This window comes from Pseudomonas sp. 22490 (assembly GCF_052044465.1).
Classification (GTDB): domain Bacteria; phylum Pseudomonadota; class Gammaproteobacteria; order Pseudomonadales; family Pseudomonadaceae; genus Pseudomonas; species Pseudomonas aeruginosa.
Map to the genome: position 1 here is coordinate 24,883 of NZ_JBQENS010000012.1, position 20,052 is coordinate 44,934.

Consider the following 20,052-nt stretch of genomic DNA (forward strand, 5'->3'; position numbering starts at 1 on the left):
AAAGGGGGGTTATCGATGATGAACATGCCGTTGCGCGCTAGCGTCGCGCAGGCCAGTCGCCCATGGGCGCGAGGAGGTGGCTCGTGAGCGGGGTTGGCTATCGACTGGAAGAAAGTCTGGAGTACCGCACGCTGGTGCCGGAGGCGCTGTCGATCTGGCGCATGGCCGGCGCCAACCGGATGCTGTTCGACTGCTTCGACGTGGACAGCAAGGCTGCGCGGCGTAGCGTGGCGATCCTTTCCAGCTGCCTGCGCATCGAGTGCTGGGGGCGCGATGTGGTGCTGCGGGCGTTGAACTCCAACGGACGTGCCTTGCTGGCGCCATTGAGCGAGGCCTGTCCGGCCCAGGTCACCTGCTTGCGTGACGGCGACACCCTGCACTGGCGCTTCCCCCAGGAAGAGTCGCATGCGGACGAGTGGCGACGCCTGCATGGCCTGTCCAGCCTGGAGGCGCTGCGCCGCGTGCTCGGAACGCTGGGCGACGCGGAGGGGCCCGCGCTGCTGGGCGGCCTGTTCAGCTTCGACCTGGCCGAGCAGTTCGAACCCTTGCCGGCGCCGGCCGAACCTGCGCGGCATTGCCCGGACTACCTGTTCCTGGTGCCGGAGTTGCTGCTGGACATCGATCACCTGGCGCGCCGGACTTCGCTGCAGGCGTTCGTCCACGATCCGGCCGGGCACGACCGGTTGGCCGCCAGCCTGCGCCAGTGTGCCGACGAATTCCATGGCGCCGTGGAGGAGGTTTCCGAGTCGCCGGTGGCAGGCGTACGGGCCGGCAACTACCAGGTCGACCTGGACGATGCGAGCTTTGCCCGCCAGGTAGAGCGCCTGCAGGCCCACGTGAGGGCCGGCGACGTGTTCCAGATCGTACCGTCGCGCAGCTTCAGCATGCCGTGTGCGGACCCCTGGCGGGCCTATCGCCAGTTGTGCCTGCGCAACCCCAGCCCGTACCGCTTCTTCCTCGATGCGGGGGACTTCTGCCTGTTCGGCGCTTCGCCGGAGTCGGCATTGAAGTACGACGCGGAGAGTCGCGAGGTGGAACTCTATCCCATCGCCGGCACCCGCCCGCGCGGACGCGATGCCCGGGGCGCCATCGATGCGGAACTGGACAATCGCCTGGAAGCGGAGTTGCGCCTGGACGCCAAGGAGATCGCCGAGCACATGATGCTGGTCGACCTGGCGCGCAACGATCTGGCGCGGGTCTGCCGCAGCGGTACGCGGCAGGTGCGCGACATGCTCAAGGTCGATCGCTACAGCCACGTGATGCACCTGGTCTCGCGCGTGGCTGGCGAACTGCATGGCGAACTGGATGCGCTGCATGCCTACCGTGCCTGCCTGAACATGGGCACCCTGGTCGGTGCGCCGAAGGTCCGTGCCATGCAGTTGCTGCGGCAGTACGAGGATGGCTATCGCGGCAGCTACGGTGGCGCGATCGGCATTCTCGACAGCGCCGGCAACCTCGATACCAGCATCGTCATCCGCTCCGCCGAGGTCCGCGAAGGTATCGCCCGGGTCCGGGCAGGCGCCGGCGTGGTGCTGGATTCGGATCCACGGCTGGAGGCCGAGGAAACCCGCAACAAGGCGCTGGCGGTGCTGACCGCCGTGGCCGCTGCCGAACGCGAAAGGGGAGAGCGCGATGCGCATCACGCTGTTGGATAACTTCGATTCCTTCACCTACAACCTGGTCGAGCAGTTCTGCCTGCTCGGCGCGGAGGTCCGGGTGATGCGCAACGATACGCCGTTGCCGACGATCCAGGCGGCATTGCTGGCCGACGGTTGCGAACTGCTGGTGCTGTCGCCGGGGCCCGGTCGGCCGGAAGACGCCGGCTGCATGCTGGAATTGCTCGCCTGGGCCCGCGGGCGCTTGCCGGTGCTCGGCGTCTGCCTCGGCCACCAGGCGCTGGCGCTGGCCGCCGGTGGCGCGGTGGGCGAGGCGAGGAAGCCGCTGCACGGCAAGAGCACGTCCCTGCGTTTCGATCAGCGTCACCCGCTGTTCGACGGCATCGCTGACCTGCGCGTCGCGCGCTACCACTCGCTGGTGGTCAGTCGCCTGCCGGAAGGTTTCGACTGCCTGGCCGATGCCGATGGCGAGATCATGGCGATGGCCGATCCGCGCAATCGACAGCTGGGCTTGCAGTTCCATCCCGAGTCGATTCTCACCACCCACGGCCAGCGTCTGCTGGAGAACGCTCTACTCTGGTGCGGCGCGCTGGCGGTACGCGAGCGCCTTCGGGCCTGAGCGGCGCTGCGCCGTTTCGACGATGCTCGGTTGCCAGGCCGGCGCATCGTCGAAACGCTGGCGGCCGAGTTCGCGCAGGCGCTGGCGGGCGCTTTCGAGAAAGCGCAGGAAGCTGCGCTCGGATTCCAGCGCGGTGTTGTAGTAGCAATACACCTTGGTGTCGATGCCGCCCGGTTCGTAGAGTTCGCTGAGGACTGCCAGGGTACCGTTGCGCAGGCGTTCCTCGACGAAATAATGCGGCGCGATGCCCCATCCGACGCCGGCTTCCACCAGACGCAGCATGTCGTCGAAGTTTTCCACGAAGAGCACCTTGTCGCTGACCGGCCGCAGCAGGTTCGAATGCTGCCCGGAGCGGCTGCCGAGGCTGATCTGCCGGTAATTGGCCAGGCTCGCGATGCTGTGCAGGGAGGCATTGCACAACGGGTGCTGCGGATGGGCGACGACGAACGCCTTGGTGTAGCCGAGCACGCACTGGTTGAAGCGGGAGATCTTCAGTTCCTCGTCGATGGTGATGGCGATATCGATTTCCGCGTTGTCCTGCTTGATCGTCGCCAGGCTATCGGCGGGCGAGGTGCGTATCAGGCTGACCATGTTGAAATCGTCGAGCAGTACGCTGCTCACCGTATCGCAGAACGACGGCGGGATGGCGGTGTCCAGCAACACCCGGAGATTGCGCGGACCCTTGTTGAGATTGAAGGCGATGTCGCCGATCAGCTGCTGGTAGTTCAGCAGGCTGCGCATGTAAGGGATCAGGCGAAGCGCCTGCTCGGTGGGTTCGACCTTGTAGCCGTCCCGACGGACCAGCTCCACGCACAGGTCGATTTCCAGGTTGCTGACCGCCGAGCTGACCGCGGTGTGCGACTTGCGCAGGATCCGCGCAGCGGAGGAAATCGAACCGGAGGCGATGACCTGGAGGAACATGTTCACGTGATTCAGGTTATGAATAGGCATCCCTTATTCCTTTTATTGGGTGGCGCGTGCCGCTTCCCTTGATCGGGTCAGGTTGCCGCTACTGTGGAAGAAGCGTCGAGGACTCGATAGATAGCGCCCGAGTGTTTCAACTTGTCTTCTGGATGACGTTTTCATCGGGGAAACCTCCCGTCGGTCAGTGAAGCGCAAGGGCTGGCGTGCGAGGGTGGAATCGGCCGCCGGCTCGCTTTCTGCGCGGCGGGCGCACGGCACGGGGAGTCGTCGTTTTGGAGGTGAGGGATGACGGCTCTGTTTCAGGATATTTTTATAATTATGTGAAAGAAGAGCTTATTTCAACGAAATATGTTTCATATTGCTCGTAAATTCGACGAAAAGAAAATCCGGATATTTACCGGTTATTTAACGTTAATACCAAGGGCATAATACCAAAGTATTAACGCTGGCATGCCGGCATGTCGTGTTCGGTCGTGGAGCGAGCCGAGTCAGGGACGGTTCTAAGAAACGAAAAAATTATGTCGCGTAGGTCTAACGACCGAAACCTATGTCTTTTGTTAGCGGAGCCACCGGCCAGGCCGGTACGGATGCCGGGATGGCCCTGGCGCGACCTATGCGGTTAGAATCCGCGGCCTTGCAGGCGGATCCCCGGGGTTTGCTCAAGGGGGACACGGGTGCCGTGCCCGAAACCTGCAATCGTCAGTTCCCTGCGGTCCAGTCTGCCGCCGGGTATAAAATCGAGAGACGCGCTGTTGCGCCTTCAGGTGTAGCGACTATGACGCACATTTCCGAACGACTCCTGGTACAGGCCCACCTGGCCGCCAAGCAACCCCGTGTGTTGAGCGAGCAGGAGAGCGCCGAGCATCGCGCGGCGATCGCGGCCGAACTGAAGGCGCAAAATGCTGTACTGGTGGCGCATTACTACTGCGACCCGGTGATCCAGGCGTTGGCCGAGGAGACCGGCGGTTGCGTATCCGATTCGCTGGAGATGGCCCGTTTCGGCAACCAGCATCCGGCGCAGACGGTGGTCGTGGCCGGGGTGCGCTTCATGGGCGAGACGGCGAAGATCCTCAACCCTGAGAAGCGTGTGCTGATGCCGACCCTCGAAGCGACCTGCTCGCTCGACCTGGGCTGCCCGGTGGATGAATTCTCGGCATTCTGCGACCAGCACCCGGAACGGACCGTGGTGGTCTATGCGAACACCTCCGCGGCGGTGAAGGCACGCGCCGACTGGGTCGTGACCTCCAGTTGCGCGGTGGAGATCGTCGAACACCTGATGGACAACGGCGAGCCCATCCTCTGGGCGCCGGACCAGCACCTGGGACGCTACATCCAGCGCGAGACGGGGGCCGACATGCTGCTCTGGGATGGCGCCTGCATCGTCCACGAGGAGTTCAAGGCCAAGCAGCTGGAAGACATGAAGGCGCTCTACCCGGACGCCGCCATCCTGGTCCACCCCGAATCGCCGGAAAGCGTGGTCGCGCTGGCCGATGCCGTGGGCTCGACCAGCCAGTTGATCAAGGCCGCGCAGACCCTGCCGAACAAGACCTTCATCGTCGCCACCGATCGCGGCATCTTCTACAAGATGCAGCAGTTGTGCCCGGACAAGGATTTCATCGAGGCCCCCACCGCCGGCAACGGCGCCGCCTGCCGCAGCTGCGCGCACTGCCCGTGGATGGCGATGAACACGCTCGAGCGGACCCTGGCCTGCCTGCGCGAGGGCAGCGGGGAAATCTTCGTCGACCCGGCGTTGATCCCGAGGGCGGTCCGTCCGCTCAAGCGCATGCTCGACTTCACCCAGGCCGCGCGCCTGCGCCAGGCCGGGAACGCCTGATCCTGGCGAGGGCGTCCCGCTGCGTAGGGCGAGTAAGCGCGGTGCGGTTGTTCGCCCAACCCCCTGTTTCGATGAGCTTCGCCGGGTGTTTTTCCTCGGATATGCCGCTCAGCGGAACATTTCCTTGACCATCTTTTCCTGTTGGCGAATTTCCTGCTGGCGAGCGTCGAGTCGCGCAGCCAGTTGGAAGTTGCCGCCAGCGCGGCGCTTGGCGAAATCGAGCTGCTCGATGGCGGCCTGGTAGTCGCCGGTCAGAGACAGGTACTCGGCACGGGCCTGGTGCACGCCGATGGCGTTGTTGGTCAGGCTGCGCACCTCGGCCAGGCGGTTCCAGACATCCGGGTCCAGCGGCCGCGCCTTGCTCAGGTCGTCGAGGATCTTCTCCGATTCCTGCGGCTTGCCCATCTTCAGCATCAGGTCGGCGCGCACCTGTTTCAGCGGGTAGCTGCTGGGGAACTGGGCGAGCATCTTCTTCAACCGCTGATCGGCATCCGGAAGGCGGTTGGCGGTGATGTCCAGCTCGACCTGGGCCAGGTTGTAGGCCACGTCGTTGGGTGCCTTCGCCAGCAATTGCCTGAGGTTGTCACGGGCATCGTTGAGCTGGCCGATGCGCGTCTGCGAGATGGCCAGTCCGTAGCGCGCGGCATCCAGCTTGGGATTGTCGTTGAGCATGGCGCGGAAGCGCTTGCCGGCCATCCCCGGGGTTTCCTCGAAGAGCAACTGGGTGCGCGCGCGCATCTGCTGGTAGCGCAGGCTGTCTTCCTTGCCGCCCTGGGGATACTGTTCGGCGCGGTTGCGGGTGTCGGCGATACGCGATTCGGTGACCGGGTGGGTGAGGAGGAACTCCGGCGGCTTGCCGTCGTAGCGGTACTGCCGCGCCAGGCGCTCGAACATGTTCGGCATCGAGCGCGGATCGTAACCGGCGCGAACCATGTTGGTGACGCCGACGCGGTCGGCTTCCTGCTCGTTCTGCCGGGAAAAGCGCAACTGGTTCTGGATCGCCGCCGCCTGGGTCCCGGCGATCGCCGCGATACCCGCATCCCCTGCGCCGGCGGCCGCGGCGACGATGCCGGCGAGCATCGCTGCCATCACCGGCAGTTGCATGCGCTGCTGTGCCTCGATGCCGCGGGCGAAGTGGCGCTGGATCAGGTGGCCGAGTTCGTGGGCCAGCACCGCGGCATACTCGCCTTCGGTCTGGGCGTTGAGCAGTAGCCCGCCGTTGACCCCGATCACGCCGCCGGGCGCGGCGAAGGCGTTGATCTGTGCGTCGCGGATGAGGATGAAGGCCAGCCGGTGGTCCTGCAGGTCGCTGGTTTCGGCCAGCCGGTAGACGCTGCTTTCGACGAAGTCCTTGAGCTGCGGGTCGGAGATCGCATCGACCTGGTTGCGCAGCATGCTCAGCCAGGCGCGGCCCAGCTGGAACTCCTGCTCCGGCGAAACGATCGAGGAAGATGCGTCGCCCAGGGAGGGCAGATCGTCCGACATGACCGGCGAAGCGAGCATGCAGGCGAGCGTCAACAGGGCAGGGCGCAGTACATTCATGCAGGAGGCTCAGGTTGGCAAAGGCCTTACTTTAGCCGTTGGTTATCGGCACTGCCTAGGTATCTGCCCGAGACCCCGAAGCTGTTGGACTTCGAGCGCCGTTTCAACTGGCCAGCGGCGGATAGGCTTGGGTATGCTTGTCGGCCCTTCGGGAGAGGCTGTCATGACGGATAACGATTCATCCCCCCTGGTATGTGACGCGGAGCTGGATGCCAGTGGTCTCAATTGTCCGCTGCCCCTGCTAAAGGCCAAGCTGGAGCTGAACCGCCTGCCCAGCGGCGGGGTGCTCAAGGTGATCGCCACCGATGCCGGGTCGCAGCGAGACTTCCGGGCCTTCGCCCAGCTCGCCGGCCATGAACTGCTGCGCGAAGAGGCCGCCGAAGGCGTCTATCGATACTGGCTGCGCAAGCGTTAGCGGAGCCTTCGCCGTTCCGATTCAGGATTTCCGATGATCAAGGTGTTACGCGACTGGATGCAGCGCTACTTCTCCGACGAGGAGGCAGTGGTGCTGGCGATCATGCTGGTGCTCGGCTTCAGCGTCATCCTCGCCTTCGGCGGGATGCTCGCGCCGGTACTGGCGGCGATGGTGATCGCCTTCCTGATCCAGGGCGTGGTCGGCATGCTGGAACGCTTCCGGGTGCCGCACCTGTTCGCCGTGTGGCTGGTCTACAGCCTGTTCCTCGGCTTGCTGGCGCTGTTCCTGGTGGTCCTGCTGCCGCTGCTCTGGCAGCAATTGTTCACCCTGTTCAACGAACTGCCGCGGATGCTCGGCGAATGGCAGAGCGTGCTGCTGATGCTGCCCGAGCGCTATCCCAGCCTGATCAGCGAGGAGCAGGTGCTCAAGGCCATCGAGACCGCGCGCGGCGAATTCGGCCAGATCGGCCAGTGGGCGCTGACCTCGTCGCTGGCCAGCCTGCCGGTGGTGGTGAACGTCATGATCTACCTGGTGCTGGTGCCGATCCTGGTGTTCTTCTTCCTCAAGGACAAGAAGCGCTTCCATACCTGGTTCCACCGCTACCTGCCGCGCGAGCGTGGGCTGATGAAACAGGTCTGGGCCGAGATGAACCAGCAGATCGCCAATTACATTCGCGGCAAGGTCATCGAGATCGTCATTACCGGCGCGGTGACCTACATCGCCTTCGCCTACCTGGGGCTCAACTACGCAGCGCTGCTGGCCCTGCTGGTCGGCCTGTCGGTGGTGGTGCCGTACATCGGCGCGGTGGTGGTGAGCGTACCGGTGGCGATGATCGCCTTCTTCCAGTGGGGCTGGAGCGACCAGTTCATCTACCTGATGGTGGCCCACGCGATCATCCAGGCGCTGGATGGCAACGTGCTGGTGCCGCTGCTGTTCTCCGAGGCGGTGAACCTGCACCCGGTGGCGATCATCTGCGCGGTGTTGCTGTTCGGCGGGCTCTGGGGCTTCTGGGGCGTGTTCTTCGCGATCCCCCTGGCGACCCTGGTGAAAGCGGTGCTGGATGCCTGGCCCAAGGACCTTCCCGAGACTCCGGCAGCCACGCGATAGCATCGGCCGCATGAAAAATGAAAAAGGCCGCGGATGCGGCCTTTTTTTCGGGGCGGGGCTCAGGCGCCGTTGAGCGCCTGGGCGGCGGCGAGAACCGCGTCGACATGCCCGGGCACCTTCACGCCGCGCCACTCCTGGCGCAGTACGCCGTCCCTGTCGATCAGGAAGGTGCTGCGGTCGACGCCCATGTATTCCTTGCCGTAGAGCTTCTTCAGCTTGATCACGTCGAACAGCTGGCAGACCGCTTCATCCTTGTCGCTGATCAGCTCGAAGGGGAATTCCTGTTTGCACTTGAAGTTCTCGTGGGACTTCAGGCCGTCGCGGGAGATGCCGAAGACCTCGGTATTGGCCTTCTGGAACGCCGCGTACTGGTCGCGGAAGCCCTGGCCCTCGGTGGTGCAACCGGGGGTGCTGTCCTTCGGGTAGAAGTACAGGACGACCTGCTTGCCCTTCAGCGCGGACAGGGTCACCTCCTTGCCGCTGGTTGCGGGGGCGGTGAAGTCGGGTACGGGTTTGTCGATTGCGACCGGCATGGCTCGGCTCCTCAGGGGTGTTGGGGGCGCCAGGGTTCGATCAGGGCATCCAGGTTCAGGGCGTCGGCGAAGTCCAGGAACTGGTCGCGCAGCCAACTGATCTGGGTGCCGGCGGGCAGCGTCACGGTAATCGTGGCGTTGAGCATGGTGGTGTTGGTGTGCGGCGCCTGGTAGGTGTCGCAGGTCAGGTTCTCCAGCTCGATGTTGTGGTCGATGAAGAACTGGCAGAGTTCGTTGAGGATGTCCGGGCGATACACCGCGCTGACATAGGCCACGTAAGGCAACGCCTGGGCGCGGGTCACGTGGGCGTTGCTGCGGGTCATGCTGAGGGTGATGTCGCCGCGCTTGGTGAGGGCCGGCAGGCTGCCCTCGAGGCGGGCGAGGGCATCCCAGCTTCCGGAGATCTGCAGCACCAGGGCGCTGAACTCTCCGTGGCGGGTCAGGCGGCTGCTGACCACGGCGCAGCGGCTCTCGACGCAGGCGCGGCAGAGCAGGGTGGTCAGCTCCATCGGATTGGGGCCGAGGGCGCTGATCAGAAGGAATTGTTCGCGGGGTTGGCTGGTGGACATTCAACTTTCCTGGAATACGCTGGCGGCACGGGCCGTACCTAAAGCGGGAAGGGTAGCGAAAAGCGCCGCCGAGGGAAACGTCTGCCGCCTGTCAGCGGCTTCCGACGAGGTGGCGCTCGTCTTGTGCAAGGCCTGCCGCCGACAGTACCATTACCGCTTTAATTTCGCGGCAGGAGCGGTTGCATGATTGCGGGCAGTATGGTGGCACTGGTCACCCCCTTCGATGCTCAGGGTCGACTGGACTGGGACAGCCTCGCCAAGCTGGTGGACTTCCACTTGCAGGAAGGCACCAACGCCATCGTCGCCGTCGGCACCACCGGTGAATCGGCCACGCTGGACGTGGAAGAGCACATCCAGGTGATCCGTCGCGTGGTCGACCAGGTCAAGGGCCGCATCCCGGTGATCGCCGGCACCGGCGCCAACTCCACCCGCGAGGCGGTGGCGCTGACCGAGGCCGCGAAAAGCGGCGGCGCCGACGCCTGCCTGCTGGTGACGCCGTACTACAACAAGCCGACCCAGGAAGGCATGTACCAGCACTTCCGCCATATCGCCGAAGCCGTTGCGATCCCGCAGATCCTCTACAACGTACCGGGCCGCACCTCCTGCGACATGCTTCCGGAGACCGTCGAGCGCCTGTCCAAGGTGCCGAACATCATCGGCATCAAGGAGGCCACCGGCGACCTGCAACGCGCCAAGGAAGTCATCGAGCGCGTCGGCAAGGACTTCCTCGTCTATTCCGGCGACGACGCCACGGCCGTCGAGCTGATGCTGCTGGGTGGCAAGGGCAACATCTCCGTGACCGCCAACGTCGCGCCGCGCGCCATGAGCGACCTGTGCGCCGCCGCCATGCGCGGCGACGCCGCAGCCGCGCGCGCCATCAACGATCGCCTGATGCCGCTGCACAAGGCGCTGTTCATCGAATCCAACCCCATTCCGGTGAAGTGGGCCCTGCATGAGATGGGTCTGATCCCCGAGGGCATCCGCCTGCCCCTGACCTGGCTCAGCCCGCGTTGCCACGAGCCGCTGCGTCAGGCCATGCGCCAGACCGGCGTATTGGCTTGATCAAGGAGCTCCACGCAATGAAGCGACTGGCTGGACTGACCGCCCTCGCCCTGGTTATCGGCAACACTTCCGGCTGCGGCTGGCTGTGGGGGCCGGAGGGCTATTTCCGCGACCGCGGTGACGACTACCTCGGCGCCCGCGAAACGCCTCCCATGCAATTGCCCGAAGGGGTGCACAGCAAGCCGCTCGATCCGCTGCTGCCGATTCCGCTGAACGTCGCCACCACCCACGAAAAAGAGGGTGAGTACGAGGTTCCGCGTCCGCAGCCGCTGGCCAACGCCGGCGACATCAGCGACTACAGCCTGCAGCGCAGCGGTGATAGCCGCTGGGTCGTGGCCCAGCGTCCGCCGGCGGAAGTCTGGCCGGTGGCCCGGCAGTTCTTCGAGGAGAACGGTTTCCGCATCGCCGACGAGCGCCCGCAGACCGGCGAGTTCAGTTCCGACTGGCAATCGCTGTCGCAGCTTTCCGCGCCGCTGGCACGCCGCCTTAGCAGCCGCGTGAGCGGTGTCGAGCCGGACGGCCAGGCACGGGTTCGGGTGCGTATCGAGCCCGGCGTGCAAAGCAATACCAGCGAGGTCTACGTGCTCAGCCAGACCCGCGCCGCCGGTGACACCAGCAGCCCGAGCTGGCCGAGCAAGTCGGTGGCGCCGAGCCTCGACGCGGCGCTGCTCGACGAGATGGTCGCGAGCATGGCGCGCAGCGCCGAGCAGGGCGGCTCGGTCTCCCTGCTGGCAGCCAACTCGATCTACGACACGCCCGGCACCTTCGAGTTGAGCAAGGACGGCAGCGGCAACCCGGTGCTGACCTTGCAATCCGACTTCGACCGCTCCTGGGTCAGTGTCGGGCGTGCCCTGGATAACGCCGATATCCGCGTCGACGACCTCAACCGCAGCCTTGGCGTGTACTACGTGAACATCGCCGAAGGGGCGAAGAAGCCCGACGAAGACAAGCCCGGGTTCTTCAGTCGCCTGTTCGGCGGCGGCGAGAAGACCAAGGAAGAGGAAGACGCCAAGGCGCAGCGCTACCAGGTCCGCCTGACCACCGTCAGCGACGCCGTGCAGGTCACCGTCGACAAGGACATCAACACCTCTGCGCCGGCCGATGTCGCGCAAAACGTACTGGAAAAACTCCAGGAGAGCATGCGCAATGCGGTTCGCGGTTCTGGGCAGCGGAAGCCGGGGCAATTCGGCCTTGGTGAGCAGTTCTGACACCCGGATACTGATCGATTGCGGCTTCCCGCTGCGTGAAATCATCAAGCGTCTGGCGCGCCTGGGGCTGAGCCCCGCGCAGCTGGACGCGATCCTGGTCACGCACGAACACGCCGATCACATCCATGGCGTCGAACTGCTGGCGCGGCATTACCAAATCCCGGTCTATCTCAGTGCGGGTACCCTGAGCGGCATGCGCCGCCCGGTGCACCCCGCCGAGCTGTTGAGGGCCGGCCAGCGCCTGGCGATCCGCGGGCTGGAAGTGCAGGTGGTTGGCGTCTCGCACGACGCCCGCGAGCCTACCCAGTTCGTGCTGTCCGATGGGCAGCGGCGATTCGGCATGCTCACCGATCTGGGAATGGCCACGGCCGAGGTGCTGGAGTGCTATCGTGCGGTGGATGCTCTGGTGGTCGAGGCCAACCACGACAGCACGATGCTTGCCGGTGGCCCGTATCCCTATTTTCTCAAGGCCCGCGTAGGCGGTTCGCGAGGGCACTTGAACAACCATCAGTCCGCAGAACTGGTGAAGCAGCTGGATTGGGGCCGCATGCAGCACCTGGTGCTGGCCCATCTCAGCGAAAAGAACAACTCGCCGCAGCTGGCCCGGCAAACCTTCGTCGACACCCTCGGGTGCGATCCGGACTGGCTGCAGGTGGCCGATCAGCATTCAGGCCTGGATTGGCGCGAGATCGCCTAGGCCCTATTACCCGTAAGCGGAGCCCATCATGGAAAAACGCGAAGAACTCTACCGCGGCAAAGCCAAGTCGGTTTACCAGACCGACGATGCCGATCGTCTCATCCTGCTGTTCCGCAACGACACCTCCGCCTTCGACGGCAAGCGCATCGAACAGCTCGATCGCAAGGGCGCGGTGAACAACAAGTTCAACGCCTTCATCATGCAGAAGCTGGAAGCTGCCGGCATTCCGACCCAGTTCGACAAGCTGCTGTCGGATACCGAGTGCCTGGTGAAGAAGCTCGACATGATCCCGGTCGAGTGCGTGGTGCGCAATTTCGCCGCCGGCAGCCTGGTGCGTCGCCTCGGCGTGGAAGAGGGCATCGCCCTGACTCCTCCCACCTTCGAGTTGTTCCTGAAGAACGACGCCCTGGGCGATCCGTTCATCAATGAATCCCACGTCCAGGCCTTCGGCTGGGCCACTCCCGAGCAACTGGCGCAGATGAAGACCTATTCCTTCAAGGTCAATGAAGTGCTGAACAAGCTGTTCGACGACGCCGGCCTGCTGCTGGTGGACTTCAAGCTGGAGTTCGGCCTGTTCCATGGCCAGATCGTCCTCGGCGACGAGTTCAGCCCGGACGGCTGTCGTCTGTGGGACAAGGAAACCCGCAAGAAGATGGACAAGGACCGCTTCCGCCAGGGCCTCGGCGATGTGATCGAAGCCTACGAAGAGGTAGCCAAGCGCCTGGGCGTGCCGCTTTAACCTCTAAATGCGCGCAACCATCTGAAAGAACGCGAAAAAATCTTCAAGAAAGCTTCGCGTTCTTCGTACAAGCTGGTATCATGCGCGCCGCACGGAGAGATGCCGGAGTGGTCGAACGGGACGGATTCGAAATCCGTTGAGTCAGCAATGGCTCCTAGGGTTCAAATCCCTATCTCTCCGCCATTACATATGAGCAAAGCCCCTGGAATGCCTGGCGTTCCAGGGGCTTTGTCTTTTCTGGCGAGCGTTCGGGCGTCCCCTCTGCGGGGCGGGCGAGAAAGCCGTGCCATGGTTTCGGGTATTGGCCAGGTCGTGCAGTTCTCCTAGGAATGCTGCGGGCCCTTCCTTCGTTCTGTCCTTCCTTCTCCTCTGGGTGGTCGTCCCGCTCTGTCTGGGTTTCGTGGGTGCGCTGAGCGCGCATTTCTCCATTGCTTCCGATTTTCTGTCCTTCGAGCGCCGGGTCGGGCGACCTGCCGGTTTCGATGGTCGGGGCGGTTCTTCTTAGTATCCCGGCGCTTGAAGGCGCCGCGGATGTGTGGCCGAGCTGCATGGCACGGTTTCCTTCCAGCGGACAGCCAGGTTATCGGTTTGTGCCGAGTCCCGGAGCCAGGGCTGGGGAGGAAGAAATGCGACCGCTCGTTTCCGTCGTTTGCGCCTGTTTCAATATCTCGAAGTATCTGGACGAGGCGATTGCCAGCATCTACGCGCAGGGCTATCCCAATCTCGAGTTGATCGTGGTGGATGACGGATCCACGGACGACACCTATGAGCGTCTCGCCATGCTCCGCGAGCGTCACGGTTTCCAGCTCTACCGCCAGGCTAACCGAGGGGTGAGCGACGCGCTCAATCACGGTTTGCGTCATGCGCGGGGGGAGTTCGTGATGACTCCCGACCTCGACGACATTGTCCTGCCTGGAGCGCTCGACACGCGCGTCGACTACTTGCTTGCGCACCCCGAGGTCGGGTGCGTGGGCGGTTTCAATATCTGTATCGACAGTGCCGGTAACGAAGTGGCGCGAGACGGTTTCAGCGAGGGTTGTGTGGAGCGTTGGGGGTTCGATGCAGCATTGGCCGAGACCCTGGTGGTCATGCCGCTGACGGCGCTCTACCGCATGGACGCGATGAAGCGGGCGGATTTCTTCGACCCGTCGATTCGCGTGCAGGATTTCCAGATCACCCTCAGGATCGCGGCGCAGGGCTATGAAATTCATCGACTACCGGCCTACATGGGGCGTTATCGCCGGCATGGAAGCGGTCTGTCCGGCAGGTACAAGCTCAATTACGAGGCGGATATGCAAGCCATCGAGCCTTATCGGGCTCACCCGAATTATCGCCGGGCCCGGCAACTGATCCTGAACAAGGCGCTGAAGAAGGCTGTTGTCCAGGATGGGCGATATGCCTGGCAGCTGTTCCGCTCGGTGCCGCTGCGGGCGTGGGACCGGGTGACGCTGAAGCGATTCTGGCGCTTCCTCCGTTATCTGCCGGTCCTCGGGTTGAAAGGTGGTACCGACGTCGCGGGTCGATAACGGCGGGCCGGCTAATCGTTCAGTGGGTTGAATGTCATTTCAGGATTTCCCCTTCAGTGCCTCGCCCTGGGGAAATAGCGCGCGGCTCACGAAGCGCGCGGTATCCCGCAGGCTGGTGCCGATCCGTTCCAGGTCGTCGGGCTGGTGCTGGGCGCTGATGCCGATCGCGGAGATGGCGAAGCGCGGTTGTCCGTCGCGGTCGGTGATGGCGCTGGCGACCATGCTCACGCCGCGGTAAAGGTGTTCCTGGTCGATAGCCCAGCCGCGCTCGACGGCCTCGGTCGCTTCGGCCTGGTAGCGCTCGAAGCTCGGCGGATTTTCCCAGCGCACGCGGGTCAGTCGGCGGCGCAGTTCGTCCTCCGGCAGTTCGCGCAGGCCGGCAATGCAACGCCCGGCGGCGCCGACCAGTTCCGGCAGGCGCGTGCCGACGGCGACGTTGACGTGGGCGACGGGCGGCGCGGCAAGGGCGATGACGCGGATGTGCGCATCGTCGGTGACTTGCCACAGGGCGATGAGGATGTGGTGGGCAAGGCTTAGTCGCTCCAGCTCTGGCTGGATCAGGTCGGCATAGCTGCGTCCGACGAATCCTACGGCCAGTTCCGACAGGCCAAGGCCCAGTTGGTAGGTCTTGCCCGCATCGTCGAAGGAGGTCAGTCGTTCGTTGCTCAGGGTGCGCAGGATATTGAAGGCGCTGCTCGGGCTGATACCGGTGGCGCGAGCGATGGCGGCCACGCCTTGCGGTCCGTCGGCGTGGGCCAGGTGGCGAAGTATCTGAATGGCGTTCACTACCGCGCCGACATCTTTGCTGCTGGTGCCTTTGGTTGTGGCGTCCTTGGTCATTTTTCCTCTTTTCATTCAGTATTGTGATTGACATTCACGATAGTGAATATATTCTGGCCTTCCGGAACGTACAACCGGGGGCGGAAGCAGTATCCGGTTCGGCGTCCAGCGCGATGCACTTTGCAGCAAAGGTCGACAAGAACAAAGGAGAAACCTCGTGGCAGATCTTCCCGATGGCAGTACTCCGGGACCTGAGGCGCAGTACCTTGCGTTTCTCGCCCAGGGCCGTTTCATGTTGCAGCGCAGCCGTTCCAGCGGTCGCTATGTGTTCTACCCGCGCCAGTTGGTGCCGGGTAGCGGCGAGACTGATCTCGAGTGGGTTCCCGCCAGCGGCCTGGGTACGCTCTACGCGATCACTGTCAATCGCTCCCGCGGCGGCAATCACAATGTCGCGCTGGTCGACCTGGACGAGGGCGTGCGCATGATGTCGCGGATCGACGGGCACCAGAGCCTGCCGATCGGCACCCGTGTGCAGGCGCGCATCGTCGAGCAGGATGGTGCCAATGTCGTGGTGTTCGTTCCCCACCAGGAGGGACGACCATGAGCGCAGCCATCCGTGGCAAGACCGCCATCGTCGGCATCGGTAGCGCCGGCGTCGGCGAGGCGCCGGGCTACAGCGCCATCGAACTGCTCGGCCAGGCGTCGCTCAGGGCCATTGCCGATGCCGGCCTGAAGCTTTCCGACATCGACGCGATCTTCGCAGCCTCCAGCTCCCATGCCTTTCCCACCTTGTCGGTCGCCGAATACCTCGGCATCCGCCCGAAATTCGTGGATGGCACCAATATTGGCGGCTCCAGTTTCGAGCTGCACCTGCTGCAGGCCACTTTGGCACTGGAGGCCGGTCTCTGCGACGCTGCGCTGATCTGCTACGGCTCCAACCAGCGAACCGCCGGCGGCCGCCTGGTATCGATGAGCGAGCCACAATGGCACGAGACGCCCTACAAGCCGCGCCACCCGATCACCGCCTATGCCCTGGCGGCCAGCCGGCACATGCACCAGTACGGCACCACACGCGAGCAGCTCGCCGAGGTGGCGGTCTCTGCCCGGCAATGGGCCAACCTGAATCCCGAGGCGTTCGCCCGCGGACCGTTGAGCGTCGATGACGTCCTTGCCGCGCGGATGGTCAGCGACCCGCTGAGCGCCGCCGACTGCTGCCTGGTCACCGACGGCGGCGGCGCCTGCGTGGTAGTGCGCGCCGAGCGCGCCCGCGACTTGCCCAATGCGCCGGTGTACTTCCTTGGCGCGGCCGGAGCGCAGTGGCATCGCTCGATCGTGTCGATGCCCGACCTCACCGTGACGGCGGCCTCGGAAAGCGCTCCGCGAGCCATGCAGATGGCCGGTGTGCGGCACGCCGACATCGACCTGGTGATGCTCTACGACGCCTTTACCATCAACACCCTGCTGTTCCTCGAGGACCTGGGATTCTGCGCCAAGGGCGAGGGCGGCCCATTCGTCCAGGGCGGACGCATCGCGCCCGGCGGCGAGTTGGCGGTGAACACCAACGGTGGCGGGCTGTCCTGCGTGCATCCGGGGATGTACGGGATGTTCCTGATCATCGAGGCGGTGACCCAGCTCCGCCGCCAGGCCGGCGAGCGGCAGTTGGCCAAGGCCGACGTGGCGTTGCTGCACGGCAACGGCGGCACGCTGTCCAGCCAGGTAACCGCGTTGCTCGGTACCGGCGACACGCTCTAGACCCCTGGCCGACAGGCCTTCCGGGCGCTGCCGTGGCGGCGTCCCGCGGGCGCGCTCGCCCGCGAGAAGGTTGTCGTGCCGGCCACAGACAAACGGATCAGGTGAACCCATGTCAGCGAACCACTCGCAACAGCTCATCGACGCTCCCCGTTTCGCCAGTCTTACTCCATTGATCGAACCACGCTCGGTCGCGGTGATCGGCGCTTCCAGCGACCCGACCCGCATCGGTGGCCGACCCATCGCCTACATGCTGCGCCATGGCTATGCCGGGCAAATCCTCCCGGTCAATCCGAACCGTGCTGAAATCCAGGGGCTACCGGCCTTCGCCAGCGTCGCGGAGCTGCCGCAGGCACCGGACGCGGCCATTGTCGCGGTGCCTGCGCCTCAGGTGCTGGAGACCGTCCGGGCACTGGGCCGCCAGGGGGCGCGCAGTGCCATCGTGTTCTCTTCCGGATTCAGCGAGGTCGGCGAGGCCGGCGCGGCGATGCAGGATGCGGTGGTAGCCGCTGCCCGCGAGTACGGTATGCGTCTGCTCGGTCCGAATGCGCTGGGCGCGTTCAACAGTAACCTCGGTTACTACGCGTTCTTCTCCACCAGCCTGGAACGTGGCGTACCGCTGCCCGGCCGGGTAGGCATCGCCACCCAGTCCGGCGCCTACGGCGCGCACCTGCTCGGCATGGCGCGCCAGCGCCGCCTGGGAACCCCTATCTGCGTGGCCACCGGTAACGAGGCCGACGTCACCCTGGGCGACAGCATCGGCTGGCTGGTGGAGTCGCCGGAGATCGACGTGGTGATGGCCTACGCCGAATCCATCCGCAACGTCGACAGCTTCCTCGCCGCCCTGGAGGCCGCGCATCGCGCCGGCAAGCCGGTGATCCTGCACAAGGTCGGGCGCAGCGCCCTGGGTAGCCGCGCGGCGCTGTCCCACACCGCTTCGCTGGCCGGCGACGACAAGGTGCTGGACGCCGTGCTGGGCGACTATGCGGTGATCCGCGCCAGGACCACCGAGGAACTGATGGACATCGCCTACCTCGCCACCCGGCGTATCTATCCGGTGGGCAACAGCCTCGGCATGATCACCGTCAGCGGCGGCGCCGGGATCATCGTCAGCGATGTCGCCGAGGAAGTCGGCCTGCCGATGCCGCCGATGCCGGACATGGCCCAGGAGCGGCTGAAGGCACGGCTGTCCTTCGCTTCGCCGATCAACCCGGTGGACTGCACCGCGCAGGCCCTGAACGACCTGACGCTGGTGCGCGACTTTACCGAGTCGATGGTGGTCGACGGTGGCTACCGTTCGCTGCTCGCCTTCTTCACCCAGGCCGGCACCGCCGCCTCCATCGGCGCGCGTCTGGCCGAGCAGTTCCGGCGGATCAAGGAGGCTCATCCCGAGCGTCTGTTCGTGGTCTCGGTGATGGGCGAGGGGGAGGAGCTGGCACCCTACGAGGAGGCCGGCTTCGCACTGTTCGAAGACCCCACCCGGGCGGTAGTGGCGATCCAGGCCATGGGGCGGCTCGGCGAAGCCTTCGCCCGGCCGTTGCGCCTGCGCCGGCCTGCCGGCGGGCTACAGTTGCCCGCCTCCACGCCCGGCGAAGCCGAGGCCAAGCGCCTGCTGGCGCGCGCCGGTATCGAGTCCGCCGCCGAGGCGGTGCTGGGCAGTGCCGAAGAGGCGGTTGCCTTCGCCGAGGGCATCGGATACCCGGTGGTGCTGAAGCTCGCCTCGGCGGACATCCAGCACAAGTCGGAAATCGGCGGCGTGCTGCTTGGCGTAAGCGATGCGGACGCGGTACGCGCCGGTTTCCAACTGCTCCTGCGCCGGGCCGCCGAGAAGGCGCCGCAGGCGCGTCTCAATGGCGTCCTGGTGGCGCGCCAACTGCAGGGCGGGGTGGAGTGCTTCATGGGGATCCAGCGCGATCCGCTGTTCGGCCCGGTGGCGTTGTTCGGCCTGGGCGGGATCTTCGTCGAAGTGCTGCAGGACGTGGTGTTCCGCCGCTGCCCGTTCGAGGTCGACGAAGCCGAGGCGATGATCCGTAGCATCAGAGGCGCGCCGCTCCTGTTCGGCGCGCGTGGCCGGCCGCGGGCCGACGTCGCGGCGCTGGCACGGCTGCTGTCGAATCTCTCGCGGTTCGCCTGGGAGGCGGGAGAGCGCTTGCGCTCGGTGGACCTCAACCCGGTCATCGCCTTGCCGGAGGGCCAGGGCGCCTGGGCGGTGGATGCGGTGTTGGAAGTCGAGGAGGTGGCCGATGGCGCTCGATCCTGAGGTGCTCCTGAACTACCCGATCCCCGAAGTACGCCAGCGCTACAGCCGGCGCGACAGCGCCTTCTACGCATTGAGCCTCGGTCTGGGCGGCGACCCGCTGGACGAGCGCCAACTGGCCTACGTCGATCCGTGCCGCGATCTCCAGGCATTGCCGTGCATGGCCCTGGTGCTCGGTCATCCGGGCTTCTGGCTGGGCAATCCGGCGACTGGCGTGGACGCGCTGCGCCTGGTTCACGGCGAGCAGCGCCTGGAGTGGCGGCGGCCGTTGCCGGCGGAAGGCGAGGTGATCGGCCGGACCCGGGTCACCGGTCTGGTAGACAAGGGCGCCGACAAGGGCGCGCTGCTCTACAGCGAGAAGGTGCTCAGCGACGCGCTCAGCGGCGAGGTGCTGGCTGTCGCCCGCAGCACCACCTTCCTTCGCGGCGACGGCGGCTTCGGTGGTTCCCGGCAGGTGCCGGAAACGCCGCATCGCTTGCCTGAACGGACACCCGACCTGCGACTCGACCTGCCGACCCGTCCGGAGCAGGCCCTGTACTACCGCCTCAACGGCGACGACAACCCGCTCCACGCGGAGCCCGCGGCAGCGCTGCGGGCCGGCTTCCCGCGGCCGATCCTGCATGGCCTGTGCACCCTCGGCGTGGCATTCCACGCGGTGTTGCGCGGGCTCGCCGACTACCGCGCGGGGCAACTGGGACATCTGCAGGTGCGTTTCTCGGCTCCGGTGTTTCCCGGCGAGACCTTGCGTACCGAGATGTGGAGCGACGGCTCGTTCCGCACTCGCGTCGTCGAGCGCGATGTGGTGGTGCTGGACAACGGCCGGGTAGGTCCGCCGCCAGAGCGGCCGGACTGAAGCGAAGGGCGGCGGCGCGAGG

19 protein-coding genes and 1 tRNA gene are annotated in these 20,052 nt (G+C 65.3%); 15 read left to right on the top strand and 5 right to left on the bottom strand.

The genetic code is table 11. The features are described 5' to 3' along the window. Window positions 1-62: 62 nt before the first annotated feature. Together ACTJJX_RS15160 and phnB are read left to right on the top strand one after the other, a co-directional pair. Window positions 63-1,655 carry an anthranilate synthase component 1 gene (locus ACTJJX_RS15160; RefSeq protein ID WP_016851907.1) on the top strand — a complete coding sequence of 531 codons (1,593 nt, stop codon included), beginning with the start codon at window positions 63-65 and terminating at the stop codon, window positions 1,653-1,655. Beyond that, a complete protein-coding gene (gene phnB, locus ACTJJX_RS15165; protein WP_003112548.1) occupies window positions 1,633-2,235 on the top strand; it encodes an anthranilate synthase component II in 603 nt (200 codons plus the stop codon). Before ACTJJX_RS15160 ends, phnB begins: the two co-directional genes overlap by 23 nt. On the opposite strand, the gene mvfR is transcribed toward phnB, so the two are convergent. Continuing rightward, on the bottom strand, window positions 2,188-3,186 hold the full coding sequence (gene mvfR / locus ACTJJX_RS15170) for a multiple virulence factor transcriptional regulator MvfR (protein ID WP_003108614.1): 999 nt from the start codon (window positions 3,184-3,186) through the stop codon (window positions 2,188-2,190). The two genes, phnB and mvfR, sit on opposite strands and share 48 nt — an antisense overlap. A 748-nt stretch (window positions 3,187-3,934) precedes the next feature. Between mvfR and nadA the strand changes: the two genes are divergently transcribed. Then, on the top strand, window positions 3,935-4,993 hold the full coding sequence (gene nadA / locus ACTJJX_RS15175) for a quinolinate synthase NadA (RefSeq protein ID WP_003112547.1): 1,059 nt from the start codon (window positions 3,935-3,937) through the stop codon (window positions 4,991-4,993). Window positions 4,994-5,101: 108 nt separating this feature from the next. Here nadA and ACTJJX_RS15180 read toward each other — a convergent pair whose 3' ends face one another. Continuing rightward, window positions 5,102-6,535: a tetratricopeptide repeat protein gene (locus ACTJJX_RS15180; protein ID WP_003112546.1), complete on the bottom strand. Its 1,434-nt coding sequence runs from the start codon at window positions 6,533-6,535 to the stop codon at window positions 5,102-5,104. Between the two features lie 163 nt (window positions 6,536-6,698). Here ACTJJX_RS15180 and ACTJJX_RS15185 point away from each other — a divergent pair, with 163 nt between their 5' ends. Both ACTJJX_RS15185 and ACTJJX_RS15190 read left to right on the top strand, forming a co-directional pair. Then, window positions 6,699-6,950: a sulfurtransferase TusA family protein gene (locus ACTJJX_RS15185; protein ID WP_003086258.1), complete on the top strand. Its 252-nt coding sequence runs from the start codon at window positions 6,699-6,701 to the stop codon at window positions 6,948-6,950. Between the two features lie 33 nt (window positions 6,951-6,983). Beyond that, window positions 6,984-8,057, top strand: a complete 1,074-nt coding sequence (locus ACTJJX_RS15190) for an AI-2E family transporter (RefSeq protein WP_003108615.1) — start codon at window positions 6,984-6,986, stop codon at window positions 8,055-8,057. Window positions 8,058-8,116: 59 nt separating this feature from the next. Here the strand turns inward: ACTJJX_RS15190 and ACTJJX_RS15195 are convergent, their stop codons facing one another. Together ACTJJX_RS15195 and ACTJJX_RS15200 are read right to left on the bottom strand one after the other, a co-directional pair. Next, window positions 8,117-8,590 carry a peroxiredoxin gene (locus tag ACTJJX_RS15195; RefSeq protein WP_003086262.1) on the bottom strand — a complete coding sequence of 158 codons (474 nt, stop codon included), beginning with the start codon at window positions 8,588-8,590 and terminating at the stop codon, window positions 8,117-8,119. A gap of 11 nt (window positions 8,591-8,601) precedes the next feature. Next, window positions 8,602-9,159, bottom strand: a complete 558-nt coding sequence (locus ACTJJX_RS15200; RefSeq protein WP_003086267.1) for a glycine cleavage system protein R — start codon at window positions 9,157-9,159, stop codon at window positions 8,602-8,604. Between the two features lie 183 nt (window positions 9,160-9,342). Here ACTJJX_RS15200 and dapA point away from each other — a divergent pair, with 183 nt between their 5' ends. The 6 genes from dapA to wapB all read left to right on the top strand — a co-directional run bounded on the left by dapA (window position 9,343) and on the right by wapB (window position 14,391). Beyond that, on the top strand, window positions 9,343-10,221 hold the full coding sequence (gene dapA / locus ACTJJX_RS15205; protein ID WP_003086270.1) for a 4-hydroxy-tetrahydrodipicolinate synthase: 879 nt from the start codon (window positions 9,343-9,345) through the stop codon (window positions 10,219-10,221). Between the two features lie 17 nt (window positions 10,222-10,238). Further along, the gene (gene bamC, locus ACTJJX_RS15210; RefSeq protein ID WP_003086271.1) at window positions 10,239-11,429 is read left to right on the top strand and encodes an outer membrane protein assembly factor BamC; all 1,191 of its coding nucleotides are present in this window, start codon (window positions 10,239-10,241) and stop codon (window positions 11,427-11,429) included. Next, a complete protein-coding gene (locus ACTJJX_RS15215) occupies window positions 11,368-12,126 on the top strand; it encodes an MBL fold metallo-hydrolase (protein WP_003120645.1) in 759 nt (252 codons plus the stop codon). Before bamC ends, ACTJJX_RS15215 begins: the two co-directional genes overlap by 62 nt. A 28-nt stretch (window positions 12,127-12,154) precedes the next feature. Continuing rightward, a complete protein-coding gene (gene purC, locus ACTJJX_RS15220; protein WP_003108622.1) occupies window positions 12,155-12,865 on the top strand; it encodes a phosphoribosylaminoimidazolesuccinocarboxamide synthase in 711 nt (236 codons plus the stop codon). A gap of 93 nt (window positions 12,866-12,958) precedes the next feature. Further along, a tRNA-Ser gene (locus ACTJJX_RS15225) sits at window positions 12,959-13,048 on the top strand. Between the two features lie 350 nt (window positions 13,049-13,398). After that, on the top strand, window positions 13,399-14,391 hold the full coding sequence (wapB, locus tag ACTJJX_RS15230; RefSeq protein ID WP_014603190.1) for a 1,2-glucosyltransferase WapB: 993 nt from the start codon (window positions 13,399-13,401) through the stop codon (window positions 14,389-14,391). A 39-nt stretch (window positions 14,392-14,430) separates the two neighbouring features. Here wapB and ACTJJX_RS15235 read toward each other — a convergent pair whose 3' ends face one another. After that, window positions 14,431-15,231, bottom strand: a complete 801-nt coding sequence (locus tag ACTJJX_RS15235) for an IclR family transcriptional regulator (RefSeq protein ID WP_003120643.1) — start codon at window positions 15,229-15,231, stop codon at window positions 14,431-14,433. A gap of 157 nt (window positions 15,232-15,388) precedes the next feature. Here ACTJJX_RS15235 and ACTJJX_RS15240 point away from each other — a divergent pair, with 157 nt between their 5' ends. The 4 genes from ACTJJX_RS15240 (at window position 15,389) to ACTJJX_RS15255 (ending at window position 20,030) form a co-directional block, all read left to right on the top strand. Continuing rightward, window positions 15,389-15,775, top strand: coding sequence for a Zn-ribbon domain-containing OB-fold protein (locus tag ACTJJX_RS15240; RefSeq protein WP_003158187.1), 387 nt, complete (start codon window positions 15,389-15,391; stop codon window positions 15,773-15,775). After that, a complete protein-coding gene (locus ACTJJX_RS15245) occupies window positions 15,772-16,923 on the top strand; it encodes a thiolase (protein ID WP_003158188.1) in 1,152 nt (383 codons plus the stop codon). The genes ACTJJX_RS15240 and ACTJJX_RS15245 overlap by 4 nt, the downstream gene beginning before the upstream one ends. 109 nt (window positions 16,924-17,032) lie before the next feature. Then, entirely contained in the window at window positions 17,033-19,180 is a 2,148-nt protein-coding gene (locus ACTJJX_RS15250) for an acetate--CoA ligase family protein (RefSeq protein WP_003158189.1), read from the top strand. Then, window positions 19,164-20,030 (top strand): MaoC/PaaZ C-terminal domain-containing protein, encoded by an 867-nt coding sequence (locus tag ACTJJX_RS15255; RefSeq protein WP_003112540.1) that lies wholly within the window; start codon window positions 19,164-19,166, stop codon window positions 20,028-20,030. The genes ACTJJX_RS15250 and ACTJJX_RS15255 overlap by 17 nt, the downstream gene beginning before the upstream one ends. The last annotated feature ends 22 nt before the right edge of the window (window positions 20,031-20,052 follow it).